Annotated in this window: 12 protein-coding genes and 1 pseudogene; 5 read left to right on the top strand and 8 right to left on the bottom strand. The window is 36.4% G+C overall.

The features are described 5' to 3' along the window. Positions 1 to 110: 110 nt before the first annotated feature. The 6 genes and pseudogenes from garD to CEF19_RS15695 form a co-directional block, all read right to left on the bottom strand. Positions 111 to 1646 carry a galactarate dehydratase gene (gene garD / locus CEF19_RS15715; RefSeq protein WP_100406924.1) on the bottom strand — a complete coding sequence of 512 codons (1536 nt, stop codon included), beginning with the start codon at positions 1644 to 1646 and terminating at the stop codon, positions 111 to 113. Between the two features lie 99 nt (positions 1647 to 1745). Continuing rightward, positions 1746 to 2048 (bottom strand): hypothetical protein, encoded by a 303-nt coding sequence (locus tag CEF19_RS15710; protein WP_100406923.1) that lies wholly within the window; start codon positions 2046 to 2048, stop codon positions 1746 to 1748. A 272-nt stretch (positions 2049 to 2320) separates the two neighbouring features. Beyond that, positions 2321 to 3784, bottom strand: coding sequence for an alpha-ketoglutaric semialdehyde dehydrogenase GucD (gene gucD / locus CEF19_RS15705; RefSeq protein WP_100406922.1), 1464 nt, complete (start codon positions 3782 to 3784; stop codon positions 2321 to 2323). A 51-nt stretch (positions 3785 to 3835) separates the two neighbouring features. After that, the gene (gene kdgD, locus CEF19_RS15700; RefSeq protein WP_100406921.1) at positions 3836 to 4771 is read right to left on the bottom strand and encodes a 5-dehydro-4-deoxyglucarate dehydratase; all 936 of its coding nucleotides are present in this window, start codon (positions 4769 to 4771) and stop codon (positions 3836 to 3838) included. Positions 4772 to 5604: 833 nt separating this feature from the next. Beyond that, positions 5605 to 5760, bottom strand: coding sequence for a hypothetical protein (locus CEF19_RS23215; protein ID WP_157800974.1), 156 nt, complete (start codon positions 5758 to 5760; stop codon positions 5605 to 5607). A gap of 209 nt (positions 5761 to 5969) precedes the next feature. Next, positions 5970 to 6597, bottom strand: a pseudogene (locus CEF19_RS15695) (DUF1349 domain-containing protein). Positions 6598 to 6749: 152 nt separating this feature from the next. Here CEF19_RS15695 and CEF19_RS15690 point away from each other — a divergent pair. Next, positions 6750 to 7052, top strand: a complete 303-nt coding sequence (locus tag CEF19_RS15690; RefSeq protein ID WP_198510299.1) for a hypothetical protein — start codon at positions 6750 to 6752, stop codon at positions 7050 to 7052. Positions 7053 to 7148: 96 nt separating this feature from the next. Here the strand turns inward: CEF19_RS15690 and CEF19_RS15685 are convergent, their stop codons facing one another. Beyond that, the gene (locus CEF19_RS15685) at positions 7149 to 8150 is read right to left on the bottom strand and encodes a pectate lyase family protein (protein WP_100406920.1); all 1002 of its coding nucleotides are present in this window, start codon (positions 8148 to 8150) and stop codon (positions 7149 to 7151) included. A 548-nt stretch (positions 8151 to 8698) separates the two neighbouring features. On the opposite strand from CEF19_RS15685, the gene CEF19_RS15680 reads away from it, so the two are divergent. The 4 genes from CEF19_RS15680 to CEF19_RS15665 all read left to right on the top strand — a co-directional run bounded on the left by CEF19_RS15680 (position 8699) and on the right by CEF19_RS15665 (position 12505). Beyond that, positions 8699 to 9544, top strand: a complete 846-nt coding sequence (locus tag CEF19_RS15680) for an ABC transporter ATP-binding protein (RefSeq protein ID WP_100406919.1) — start codon at positions 8699 to 8701, stop codon at positions 9542 to 9544. Next, positions 9495 to 10421, top strand: a complete 927-nt coding sequence (locus tag CEF19_RS15675; RefSeq protein WP_100406918.1) for an iron-hydroxamate ABC transporter substrate-binding protein — start codon at positions 9495 to 9497, stop codon at positions 10419 to 10421. The genes CEF19_RS15680 and CEF19_RS15675 overlap by 50 nt, the downstream gene beginning before the upstream one ends. 69 nt (positions 10422 to 10490) lie before the next feature. Continuing rightward, the gene (locus CEF19_RS15670; protein ID WP_100408333.1) at positions 10491 to 11501 is read left to right on the top strand and encodes a FecCD family ABC transporter permease; all 1011 of its coding nucleotides are present in this window, start codon (positions 10491 to 10493) and stop codon (positions 11499 to 11501) included. Further along, on the top strand, positions 11498 to 12505 hold the full coding sequence (locus tag CEF19_RS15665; protein WP_100406917.1) for a FecCD family ABC transporter permease: 1008 nt from the start codon (positions 11498 to 11500) through the stop codon (positions 12503 to 12505). Before CEF19_RS15670 ends, CEF19_RS15665 begins: the two co-directional genes overlap by 4 nt. 81 nt (positions 12506 to 12586) lie before the next feature. Here CEF19_RS15665 and CEF19_RS15660 read toward each other — a convergent pair whose 3' ends face one another. Next, on the bottom strand, positions 12587 to 13027 hold the full coding sequence (locus CEF19_RS15660; RefSeq protein WP_227522101.1) for a redoxin domain-containing protein: 441 nt from the start codon (positions 13025 to 13027) through the stop codon (positions 12587 to 12589). Between the last annotated feature and the right edge of the window lie 126 nt (positions 13028 to 13153).

Here is a 13153-nt window from a genome sequence, read left to right as displayed (position 1 = left end):
GCTATTTATATTATTATTTGATGATAATGTTTGATAATATGCTTCTGGTTTCAGTTAAAAATGCAGCTTTTTTCAAAGCTTCTACATAAAATTACAAGCCTTTGAAACAATTACGTAATAGGCGAAGGGTTAAATAAGCTTAAGTCATTGTGTAATCCCCAATGCTCAGCCCATGTTTGTTTTCGACCACTCGCGATATCTATAATAAAATGGAATAATTGCCATCCGACCTCTTCAATTGTTGCTTCACCCGTGGCAATTGTTCCGGCATTTATATCAATTAAATCCTGCCACTGCTCTAATAATGAAGTACGGGTTGATACTTTAATGACAGGAGCCATTGCTAATCCATATGGCGTTCCTCTCCCAGTCGTGAATACCTGCATATGCATTCCAGAAGCTAACTGTAATGTCCCACAAACAAAATCACTTGCTGGAGTAGCCGCAAAGATTAATCCTTTTTTATTCACTTTTTCACCCGGCGCTAGCACTCCTGAAATAGGACTCTTACCAGATTTTGCGACAGAACCAAGCGATTTCTCAACAATGTTAGCTAAGCCACCTTTTTTATTACCAGGTGTAGGATTTGCACTTCGATCAACCCCTCCATTTTGCAAATAAGTATCATACCATTTCATCTCTCGAATTAGATCCTGACCTACCTTTTCATTAATAGTACGTGGTGTTAATAAATGAACAGCATCACGCACCTCGGTTACTTCTGAGAAAAATACGGTCGCGCCTGCCCTTACTAATAAATCGGTTGCATATCCAACAGCGGGGTTGGCTGTTACTCCAGAAAACGCGTCGCTTCCTCCGCACTGTGTCCCAATAACCAAATCAGCAACAGGACAAGTTACCCGCTGCCTACTATTTAATTTCACTAATTTTTCTTCTGCCATGTTGATAATTGTTTGAATCATTTTTTTAAAACCTTGCTGATCTTGAAGTGAGACGACATTTCCTCCATTCCCCTCTGGTACAATACGTTCAGGTAATAACTTTTCGCAACCTAAACCAACAACCATTACTTCCCCACCGAAATTTGGATGAGTCGCCATACTCTGAATCGTACGAATTGGGATAATAGCTTCAGGTGCATTAATTGCAACTCCACAACCATACGTATGGTTTAGAGCCACTACATCATCTACGTTCGGGTACTTTGGCAGTAGTTCTTTTTTGACCCGTGCTACTGCATAATCTAGAACGCCAGCAACACATTGTACACTTGTAGTAATACCAAGAATATTTCTGATACCAGCACTACCATCCTCATTCCTGTATCCCTCAAAAGTATACCCTTCAAGAGGTGGAAGCATTTCTGGCACCTTACTAGCAATTGATAGATGGTCTAGCTCTGGAGGAATAGGAAGTATTAAAGAATCTTCATTAATCCAACTTCCTTTTTTTATCGATTCAATCGCATATCCAATAACTACTCCGTACCGAATAATTGCCTCATCCTTCGCTAAATCTGTTAATGCTACTTTATGACCTTGAGGCACACGTTCTTGTAAAATTAAGCCGCAAGAAAACTCTGTCCCTTCAGGTAAACCGCCTGAATTTACAATAATCGCAACATTATCTTCAGATTGAACTTTAATGTAAAGAGGAGCTTCCTTCGTATTCTTATTTATAAACATTTGATTTCACCCTTTTTCATTTGAAATTATCCACAGTTTAGAGGTTGTTCCAAAAAGGAAATTCCGCCTTTTCGAACAGAGAGTGAAGCCGCTTACCGGCTATGAGAGGATTACTATAAGCGACAACTTATTTTGTACCTGTGGTGGACCACCAATGGAGGTGTTATTTGAACTCTCTTCTACTTTACTTGCTAATTTTTTATACAACTTTAATTTTTCGGTTTTTTGAACAATTAAATCAATACTTAATATGACTTTTCCACGCGCAGTTGAAGCTGAAGTGAAACACCTAGAACCTACTTTTGATAAAGTGGATGTTTTCGGGTGAAAGGTACTGAAATACATAACGATAGAGAACAACAGAAAGGAAATACGAGAATATGAATTACTGTTTTTTTCCATTACCTATATACCTCCTTTAACTTCTTTAATTTATTTCTAGTAGAGTTTGTTCCAAAAGATTGGTTTCACTATCTAAACAAGAGTGAAACCACTGTCTCGCTTTAAGTTAACTAGGAAAAGCCAATATTAGAAGCTATTATAATGAGTGCTATACTTTCTTTACTATTTAGCAGACACATCATTAAACGCTTGCTTTTCTTCTAATACTGGATTTTCACAGCTTTTTCAGGATGACTAAAAGGGAGGAGTGAGACCCTCCTTCCTTCTAATTTTCATTTTATAAAAACTGTCTTAATGGAAGTGAAAAATTCTTTTGCCGCTTCCCCTTGTTCTCTTGAATGGGAACTTGACTGTTTCATACCACCAAACGGTGCTTGAAGCTCCACACCAGCACTTTCTGAGTTAATTCTCACAAGACCTGCTTCCATTTCGTTAATAAACGATAGCATTTTTTGAATATTTGTTGTAAAAATAGACGCACTTAGACCAAATTGTACATCATTTGCAACTTCTAATCCTTCTTCTAGACTATTAACTTTAATAAGTGAAATTAATGGACCAAAGACTTCTTCTTGGAAAATCGTCATATCTGATGTAACATTCTCAAAGATTGTTGGTTCTACAAAGTATCCATTATCATAACCTTCACCTGTTAATTGTTTTCCACCAGCTAGTAAATTAGCACCTTCTTCTAAACCTTTTTCGATGTAAGAAAGAACTGTATTGAACTGGCTTTCATTTGCGCATGGCCCCATCCAAATACCTTCTATCATTCCACCGCCAATCCTAATTTCTTTTGTTTTTGTTAGTAGTTTTTCTTTGAATGACTCGTAAATTTCGTTTTGAATAATCACACGACTTGTTGCTGTACACTTTTGTCCAGTTGAACGAAATGCACCACTAATCGTTGCTTCAACTGCTAAGTCGAGATTTGCATCTGCCGCCACAATGACCGGGTTTTTCCCACCCATTTCTAGTTGGTATTTCCCACCGCGTGCTAACACACTCTGACCAATTCTTTTTCCAACACCATTTGAACCGGTGAATGTGATTGCATTTACATCCGGATTATCGGTTAGCGCTTGACCAATTACACTACCGGAACCAGTTACCACGTTAACAACCCCAGCTGGAAGTCCAGCTTCGGCAAAACACTCTACAACTTTTAGCGCTGTTATTGCAGTATCTTGTGCTGGTTTTAAAACTACTGTATTCCCATAGATTAGCGCAGGTGCCATTTTCCAAATGGGAATAGCTACTGGAAAGTTCCAAGGAGTAATAACACCTACAACTCCTAAAGGGACACGAGTTGTGAACATTAATGCACTACTGTCTGTAGATGGTATAACATCACCAACTTTACGTAAACCTTCTCCTGCATAATAGCGAAGAATTGCAATTCCCCTAGCAGTCTCACCTTTCGATTCTGGTAATGTTTTACCCATTTCGCGTGTCATACACTCAGCTATCTCATCAATACGACTCTCTAAAATATCTGCAACTTTAAATAAATACGTGCCTCTATCATGTCCAGATAATTTTTTCCATGATTGTTGGGCTGCTTTCGCTGCTACTACAGCTTGATCCAATTCTTCTTTTGTCGACATTTGTACATATCCGACAATATCTTCTTTATTTGCAGGATTAATACTTGCTCCTACTTTGCCGCTAGAGGAAGCAATCCACTCTCCATTAACAAAATTTAAGAATGATTCTTTTTGTGTTTGTACAGTCATGTTTATCCTCCATTTCTAATTTAACAATTTCTTTTCACGAAATGTATCTAGTTAGCTTCTTACTTCTTCTTTAACAATTGGATATTTTTCTAAAGTATTCTTTATAACAGCCTCTAATTGATGATAGTGAGCCTTTTCAAGTTCAATAACCGGTGGACGGACAGTACCCCTGACGTCCATACCCATAATTTCCATTCCTGCTTTTATAAGGGATACCGCATAACCTTTTCTTGCCTGACGTATACGGTTAAGCGGAAGCATAACATCTACATAAATTTGGCGTACAAGCTCCTTATTTCCACCAAGCAATGCATCGTAGTAAATCCTTGATATATGTGGAATGTAATTTGACATTGCAGAAGAATATGAATTAAACCCAATATTTGCGTATGCAGGCATTGTAATTTCAGCAAACGGCATACCATTTAAAAACTCAATTCTATCTCCAAGCGTCTGCGTAAATTCAAGAGCTAATTCCATATTGCCATATCCATCTTTAAGTCCGACAATTTGTGGAAAATTATCTACTAATCTTTGAACTGTTTCTAAGGAGAAGATTGCATTATCTCGTTGGTATATAATCGCATTTAATTCACTTGTTTCAATGACTGCTTTGTAATAGTTATAAAGACCTTTTTGTTCACCTACAATTAAGTAAGGAGGGAGAATTAAGTACCCATCTGCACCTAAATCTTTTGAAAGCTTTACTAATTCTATAGCTGTGGTAATGTTCCCACCTACCCCTGTGTAAATAGGAACTTTGCCATTAACAACTTTCACTGCAGTCTCTACCATAACTTGATATTCGCTTTTGTTAATTGCATGAAATTCTCCAGAACCACAAGCAATAAAAATTGATGACAAACCTTCATCTACTAAAAACTGAATGTTTGCAGCTAATGCGTTTTCATCTAACACTCCATTTTCTTTAAAAGGGGCTGTTGGAAATCCTAAAATACCTGTTGGTGATTTTCGTTCAATAGTCATAATAAATTGCCTACCTTCCATATGATTATTTAGATTTATGAGATTGTTCAACAAGCTACTGACTGAAGATTCTTGAGAGGAAGATAAAGAAATTTATAATTATTGCAGCTAGTGTAGAAAACGCTTTATTTTTCAATTTACTAATTTATCTATACCAAGTTTTTACTCTCGCCCTTACATTTCTTTCCTCTTAGAAAATGGTCAACTTCAATCAAATTTACAATTTGTCTTACAATTAGATTACTTTCCAATTGTAAGACAAATTAAATTGAGTGTCAATTCATATTATTAACTTTTTTCTTTATTAATATTTTCTTTATTCTCTTTAAACACTCCTTTCCCCATGCAAATATATAAGTGAATTCTAAGACAGCATTTGGACAGGAGAGATTACAATGAAAAAAGTGGGGAATTGTAATACTCGTTGCAATCATATTTGTAACGAGTGTTTTAGTAGATATACATAAGACAACGTCTGGAATTAAGCCATTAACTGACTATGCTATAAAGGATAATCAAGAAATGTACTATGTAAAAACAGAAAATATAGATTATGAAAAGCTGTGGAATGGTAAATATCGCTATACATTTTCCAGGGTATCAGGAGGACGGTGATCAATAGCGGGTTGTAACCGTCATTGATAGAAGCTGCGTCAAGATGCTTTGCTTATATTATAATTTCTGCAGAGGGTAGTTATGTTGAAGGCTGTGGAGAAGTAGTAGAAGGTGATTACCTAAGGGGATATTATCATAAAGCAATTTAGTCTAAAAAGAACAGGAATTGTCCATAAGAGACAGATTCCTGTTCTTTTATATTCGATGGGTTAACATACCTATTCTAATTTCTTCTGATGGAATTTTTGGTCTACTTCGGTTTCATTTGGAACATATACAAATCCATATCCTGTGGAACTTATTTCTAAAGTTTCTTCATTAATCTTTTTTTTCAAACTTAAATTTAAATCATCTTGACTTTTATCTTTTTCCACCGTTAGACCTCCTGTTCATTTGATTACTCTGTTTAATTATAAATCACCTAGAGTAACGCTATCGTTTATATAATTCCACTTTTATAAGTAGACATACTGAAAAACACTCAAGTTATTTTCTTCTATTTAAAAACAAAGAAATCAAACTCACTACCACCATTATCATTGTAAAGATAGTAACTTCAATAAATGCATTATTTTGTTAATGGTTAATATACTTTTGTTCCATTATCTATTTTTTCAATTTTAATAAAGTCAAACTCAGCTTCGTAGCCTTCTCCTTGTGGACAGCAAGCATAGATACCAGCTTTAATATTATTTGTCTCTTCAATAAGGTGGGTTATTCTTATTTGTCTCCACTATAGACCGTCTAATGAATAATCAACATAGTAATTATCTTCTCTTCTTGTTATCCGATAATAAAGTGAATTTTGCTCTTCTAAAAATTCCTGACTTGACCAATCAGAATAACCTTGATTAGTCACAACAACACCTAACTTACTATGTCCATCAGGTATATATTCAACAGATGTTTTTAACCAACTATTACTTGAAAAACGCACCATTAAACCAGCTTGGTCATATCTATTCACTGGTTCAGAATTCACTTTAGTAGTTAATCTAAAATCTCCGTTTACTTCATAATACAAAAAATGTCCATTATCTACTTGAAAACCATAATGTGTTATTTGCCAAAAATCTGTTTGTTTTTTGTTTTAATAATTAATTTTGAGGTTTCGCAATAAGATTCCACTCATTAGGTGGGAAAAGCCATTTTAAGTTTTTTTCTAGTTTTGTTTTGTGGAACTCCTCTTTTAGTATGATCATATCGCCCATAACGATTACCACCTTACTTCTTATTTATTCTTCCAATAATCTTGTATCAGAATGTTTACAATTTTATGATAAAATAGTTACTTAATTTTTTATAAAGATATTGGATAAATTATTGATAAGTACACAGTCTAGGATTCAGGAGGTGAAGAAAATTGTCAAATCAGAATCGTAATAATAATAATCAACAAAACCAACAGAACCAACAGAACCAGCAACAACAAAATCAACGAAATCAACAAAATGCAACCCAAACTGTTGCAAACACAATTAATAATGGAACTGATGTGGTTTTTGATGCTGTCCAAAATACTCTTCAAGCAACTGAAAATATCGCTACGAATGCTGTTAATCAAACTGCTCAAGCCATTAGTAAGACCACAAACTCTATAGGTAATGGCGGCTCTCAAAAACAAAATAATCAACAGCAAAATAATCAACAAAATAATGATCAATAAACGTAGCTCATTTCTAACGTTTTAGTTCTTGAGAAGCCAAAAATTTTTGGCTTCTTTTCAAATAGAAATAAGCCGCCCGGTGGACGGCTTACTAACCTATGGTTGAATCACACCTGTACCTGCATATTGCGTAACGATCGATTTCACATCCTGAACTGGAGTAAGGGGATAACTATAAGGTACGGTATAGCTTGTCGTCGATGATGTCGGTTGACTTCCTGTACTGTTAACGTATAAGTTGTTTGATACATTCCAGTATCCAGTTGAACTGCTATACCAGTAGCCTAATGGATTATTTGAATTTTCAAAGAAGTTATTTTCGACAAGAAGTTCAGCTCCCATACGTGCATTAATCCCTGATCCCTCAATATTTTCAAAGTAGTTATTATAAAGGTGGCCTTTTCCATAGCGGAAGCTTGGAACACGTGAGTTTAAATTTTGGAAATGGTTATGGTGGAACGTGATATTTCTGTCAGCATTATCGCTGTCAGATGATCCCATTAACATGGCTTTCCAACCATCATGAACATAGTTCCATGAGAAGGTAATGTTATAGGCACCACGCTTCACATCAAATAAACCATCATAATAATCTTTATGCACATCTAAACTAGCATAAAGTTCATTATGATCCACCCAAATATTACTTGAAGGCCCTTCAATATTGATTGCACCTTTATCACCAGTGTTTACTTCATGAATGGTAAGGTTGCGTATAATTATATTATCTGCTCTCCAAATTTTAATACCAATACCATCAAATTCCCCATTGGTTCCCACTCCCAAAATGGAAACATCAGATACATCTTTAATGTCTATTTTACTATTTGAAGTATTATTTGGAGTAATCGTACCATCTACATAGATAGTTAATGGTGTATTTTTGTTCTTTGAGGATAATGCCTGTAGGAGTTCATCTCCAGTGTGAACAGTTACAGTATCACCACCCGCGCCTCCAGTCGTTCCACCATTAAAGGTAGCAAAACCTTTCATGCTAAAGTCTGGCGAACTAGCATGGACCGGTTGTAAGGACAAACCTACAAAAAAAGTTAACATTAAACTACACACAACCATTTTTAACCAACTTGCTTTCATCATCTACTCACGTCCTTTTTTTGAATTCGAATTCAATGGGCCTAGTAATTCTAGATGAATTAAACTGTAAACAGGTGCAAAATAAATATAGCAGACCACTTTCTTCACAAACAAAAAAAACTGTCTAAATTGGGAGAAATAAGACTCCCGATTTTTTTATCTATTAAGCTTAGTCTGGACCACGTTAATAGTATTAAAAAGGTGATTTTTTAATAAATCTTCAGTGGTTCATTGTAGTCCCTAAAAAGATAAATATGTGCAAAGGCAAAAGTGACATAAAAACCTCTTTCGTTCCTTGATTCATGAGCTCATCACACTTTTTTCAGAATCTAAAACTTAAACCTCAAATCTTTCTAACCATTCTATATTAAGCTTTATTCTTCCCTTCTCTTACAAATTTCTAAGGTTACTTTCTTAATTAAAACCTGTGATGCTTTCCTTTTTTTCTATAAAAAAATTTATTGACAGCAAATTAAGTTAGTTTTATAGTAGGAACATGAGTGATATTGATAATTATTATCAATTATATGGTAAGAAATGGAGGTTGTAAAATGTTTCGCCTTTATACGGATGATTTAAACATTGGCTACGGTGAACATCTCATTGTAAAAAAACTCAGTGTTGAGATTCCTGATAAAAAAATAACGACCATTATTGGACCGAATGGCTGTGGTAAATCTACCTTACTGAAAGCAATTACTCGAATCATTCCCTACCAATCCGGTAAAGTCATTATAGACGGTGAAAGTATTTTGAAAGAAAATACGAAAGTGCTTGCTAAAAAAATGGCGATTCTACCGCAATCACCAGAAAGTGCGAGTGGATTAACTGTCGGCGAGCTCGTATCTTATGGTCGATTCCCTTATCAGAAAGGGTTGGGACGTTTAACAAAAAGAGATTACGAAGTGATAGATTGGGCACTTGAAGTAACAGGAACGCTTGACTTTAAGTATCGACCCGTTGATGCCCTATCAGGAGGTCAACGTCAACGAGTGTGGATTGCTATGGCACTTGCTCAAGAAACAGAAATCATTTTTCTTGACGAACCCACTACCTACCTTGATATGGCTCATCAATTAGAAGTACTTGAACTGTTGCAGAAATTGAATGAGGAACAAGGACGAACAATTGTTATGGTCCTTCATGATTTAAATCAAGCTGCCAGGTTTGCTGACTATATCATCGCTCTAAAGGATGGTGAAATAATCAAGGCTGGTACTTGTATAGAAGTAATTAAGCAAGATGTGTTAAAGAAGGTTTTTCATATTGACGCTGTCATTGGAAATGACCCTCGAACAAATAAACCAATGTGTATAACTTACAATTTACTAAAAGGAGATTCTACAAATGAAGAAAAGATTAGTCCCATTTATTCTGCTCTTAGTGTTAATTATTAGTGCTTGCAACAATGAGTCATCTGCAAATTCAAACAATGAAGATACCAAGGAAGACGAAAAACCAGAATTTATTACATATGAATCCGAAAATGGCCCAATTGAGGTTCCTAGTGATCCACAACGTGTGGTTGTATTAGCAGCCTTTAATGCGGGTAGTGTTATGGCACTTGATGTGAATATTGTTGGGGTTGATTCATGGGCAAAAATGAATCCACGTTACGAGCCCTATTTAAAAAATGCTGAAGAAGTAACCGACGAAAGCTTAGAAAAAATTATAGAACTAGAACCAGACTTAATTATTGCCTCCCCTTCTAATAACAACCTTGAGAAATTAGGAGAGATTGCTCCCACTATCACGTATACTTATGGAGCCGTTGATTATTTAACGCAGCATTTAGAAATTGGTAAGCTTCTAAATAAAGAGGCAGAAGCGCAAAATTGGATTGATGATTTCAAAGAACGTGCTCATCAAGCAGGCGTTGAGGTTAAAGCAAAAATTGGTGAAGATGCTACAGTTTCTGTTATTGAAAACTTCGATAAGCAGCTATATGTTTTTGGCGATAACTGGGGCCGTGGGACAGAGATTCTTTATCAAGAAATGAAATTAGCTATGCCTGAAAAAGTAAAAGAAATGGCATTAAACGAAGGTTATTATGCATTATCCGTTGAAGTACTTCCTGAGTATGCCGGTGACTATATTATTTTGAGTTCTGATGGGGCAGATATTTCGTTCCAAGAAACGGAAACGTACAACAATATCCCAGCAGTTAAAAATAATCGTGTGTTTACTGCAAATGCAGCAGAATTTTATTTTAATGACCCGATTACCTTAGATTATCAATTAGAATTCTTTACAGACAGCTTTCTTGGTAACTAACCTGCTTGGAGGAGTTCTTCTATGAAGAATTTCTCCTCTTATTATTTTAAAAGAAAAGAAGAGAATCAGATGAAAAATGAAAAACAGCTTACCATTCCATTTATTTTAAAATTTCTGATCGGCCTATTGATTTTTATTGGTATATTTGTTACCGCTATGATATTTGGGGCTGCTAAAACCGGGGTCACTGATATATGGTTAGCCCTAGTAACAAATGAAACTGGCCCTACACTCTCTATGCTCCGAGAGATACGCTTCCCTCGTGCTGTTGCTGCAATCTTTGTAGGGGCTGCATTAGCAGTAGCCGGGGCAATTATGCAAGGGGTAACAAGAAATCCATTAGCTGATCCTGGTTTACTTGGCTTAACTGCTGGATCGAATCTTGCACTAGCCATGACGATAGCTTTTATACCATCAGCTAATTACTTCATTCTGATGGTGGCTTGCTTTATTGGAGCTGCAGTAGGTACGCTGATGGTGATCGGTGTTGGGTTGCTTAAAAAAGGCGGTTTTTCCCCTTTTCGAATTGTATTAGCTGGTGCAGCTGTTACAGCTTTTCTTTCTGCCCTTGCTGAGGGTATTGGTATATATTATAAAATTTCAAAGGAAGTTTCTATGTGGACAGCAGGTGGGATGATCGGCACAACATGGGACCAGCTTCAAGCGATTGTTCCATTTATTTTGATTGGTCTACTTATATCCCTTTTCCTTTCTAAACAGTTAACGATTCTAAGTCTCAGTGAAGAAGTAGCCGTTGGTTTAGGGCAAAATACGACTTTAGTAAAAAGCGTTCTCTTTACTGTAATCATTATTCTCGCTGGTGCCGCCGTTGCTCTTATTGGGAATATGGCATTTATTGGATTGATGGTGCCCCATATAGTTCGAGCAATTGTTGGGAATGACTATCGTTCTATCATACCGATGTCAGTGCTTGTGGGATCTAGCTTTATGCTAATAGCAGATTTAGTTGGGCGTACCATTAGTGCCCCTTATGAAACACCTGTTGTTGCGATTGTATCCATTATCGGCCTGCCATTTTTCCTCTTCATTGTTCGTAAAGGAGGGAAAGGATTCACATGATTCATCCGGCGTTAATAAAAAAACAAAGAATGATTGTCTCTATCTTAATAGCTTTGATTATCATAACAGTTGCTATCAGTATCAGAATTGGTTACTCTCCTCTTTCTTACGATAGAATGATCCCTATCTTTCTCGGCCAAGGTAGTTTTAATGAGGAGTTTATTTTGTTTTCCGTTCGATTACCCCGAATCATCGTTACTTTATTAGCAGGAATGGCATTAGCCTTATCAGGTGCTATTTTGCAGGGAATTACTCGAAATGATTTAGCCGATCCCGGCATAATTGGGATTAATTCGGGTGCCGGCGTTGGGGTAGCCGTTTACTATTTGTTTTTCCCGGTTCAAGAAGGAGCCTTTGTTTACTTATTACCTATTGTGGCTTTTGTTTCTGCCTTATTAACTGCCAGTGCTATCTATTTATTCTCTTATAGTAGGACAACAGGTCTTCAACCAGTTCGTTTGGTGCTAACAGGTATTGGTTTTTCTATGGCACTATCAGGTGTAATGATTCTTCTCTTCTCTTCTGTTGATCCTTTTAAAGTGGATTTTATCGCAAAATGGTTAGCCGGGAGCATTTGGGGTTCTGATTGGCCATTTATTTGGGCAATCCTTCCTTGGTTAGTGATTCTAATTCCTTTTACTTTATATAAAGCGAATCGTTTAAACATTCTAGGACTTGGTGAACCAATCGCAATTGGTGTCGGTGTTTCACTTGAGCGGGAGCGTATTGTCCTTCTCTTAACAGCAATTGCTCTCGCTGCTTCAGCCGTATCAGTTACAGGAGGCATTGCCTTTATTGGTCTTATGGCCCCGCATATTGCCAAATCTTTGGTTGGACCTAGTAATCAATTATATATCCCTGTCGCCATTTTAATTGGTGGTTGGCTTTTAATACTTGCTGACACAATCGGCCGTAACTTAGTTGAACCTGATGGAATTCCAACAGGGATCATGGTCGCATTAATCGGGGCCCCCTATTTTATGTATTTATTATTAAAAAAGTGAAATACCGAGGCCATTGAAATACCTCTCTTTTGTATACCAGTCGACTACATCAGAAAGACCCTCTTTTCAAGAGGGTCTTTCTCAAACTAACCTTTCAAGCTCACTAAAAACCGCCTCATAATCTTCTTTTTTATCAGCTTTAAATGAGGTGTTTAAGAAAGTAATGATTCCCTCTTTATTCACCACAAAGACAGAACGGTATGCAGTTTCGCCTTTTTCATTAAACACGTTGTAGCATTTCACTGTTTGTTTAAGCCAATCTGACAATAAGGGATAAGGCAATCTTCCCATGCTTGCTGCAAAGACATGATGAGAGTGGATGTGATCCACGCTAATGGCCAGTACTTCAGCACCTAATTCTCCAAATCTTTTGTAATCCTCTTTCCAAGAGGCAATTTCTTTGATTCAGCCAGGTGTAAAGTCCATTCCATAAAAAGCCACTACAATACTCTTTTCCCCACGATAATCAGATAATGCGATTTTTTCTTTTGTCGTCGCAGTTAACGAAAATTCAGGGGCCATATCGCCGACCTTCAACATCGTTCCCAAGATAATTCCTCCTTTAGGACGGAAGTAAGAAAATACTTCCCCTTTAGTATTCTCTCCATTTTCAGCTAATCTTAGACTTTGGTGAAAAGGTACTTCTAA

The sequence above is a fragment of the Bacillus solitudinis genome, from assembly GCF_002797395.1.
Classification (GTDB): Bacteria; Bacillota; Bacilli; order Bacillales; family Bacillaceae_D; genus Halalkalibacter_A; species Halalkalibacter_A solitudinis.
Note: the sequence above shows the minus strand (reverse complement) of the source record. Positions and strands in the feature narration are given on the sequence as shown.

Bases quoted from the DNA above. Each gene is read 5' to 3' on its own strand.
- CEF19_RS15675 (WP_100406918.1), top strand. From the start codon at position 9,495: ATGAAGAAAAGATTAGTCCCATTTATTCTGCTCTTAGTGTTAATTATT.
- gucD (WP_100406922.1), bottom strand. From the start codon at position 3,784: ATGACTGTACAAACACAAAAAGAATCATTCTTAAATTTTGTTAATGGA.
- garD (WP_100406924.1), bottom strand. From the start codon at position 1,646: ATGTTTATAAATAAGAATACGAAGGAAGCTCCTCTTTACATTAAAGTT.
- kdgD (WP_100406921.1), bottom strand. From the start codon at position 4,771: ATGACTATTGAACGAAAATCACCAACAGGTATTTTAGGATTTCCAACA.
- CEF19_RS15710 (WP_100406923.1), bottom strand. From the start codon at position 2,048: ATGGAAAAAAACAGTAATTCATATTCTCGTATTTCCTTTCTGTTGTTC.
- CEF19_RS15670 (WP_100408333.1), top strand. From the start codon at position 10,491: ATGAAAAATGAAAAACAGCTTACCATTCCATTTATTTTAAAATTTCTG.
- CEF19_RS15685 (WP_100406920.1), bottom strand. From the start codon at position 8,150: ATGATGAAAGCAAGTTGGTTAAAAATGGTTGTGTGTAGTTTAATGTTA.
- CEF19_RS15680 (WP_100406919.1), top strand. From the start codon at position 8,699: ATGTTTCGCCTTTATACGGATGATTTAAACATTGGCTACGGTGAACAT.
- CEF19_RS15665 (WP_100406917.1), top strand. From the start codon at position 11,498: ATGATTCATCCGGCGTTAATAAAAAAACAAAGAATGATTGTCTCTATC.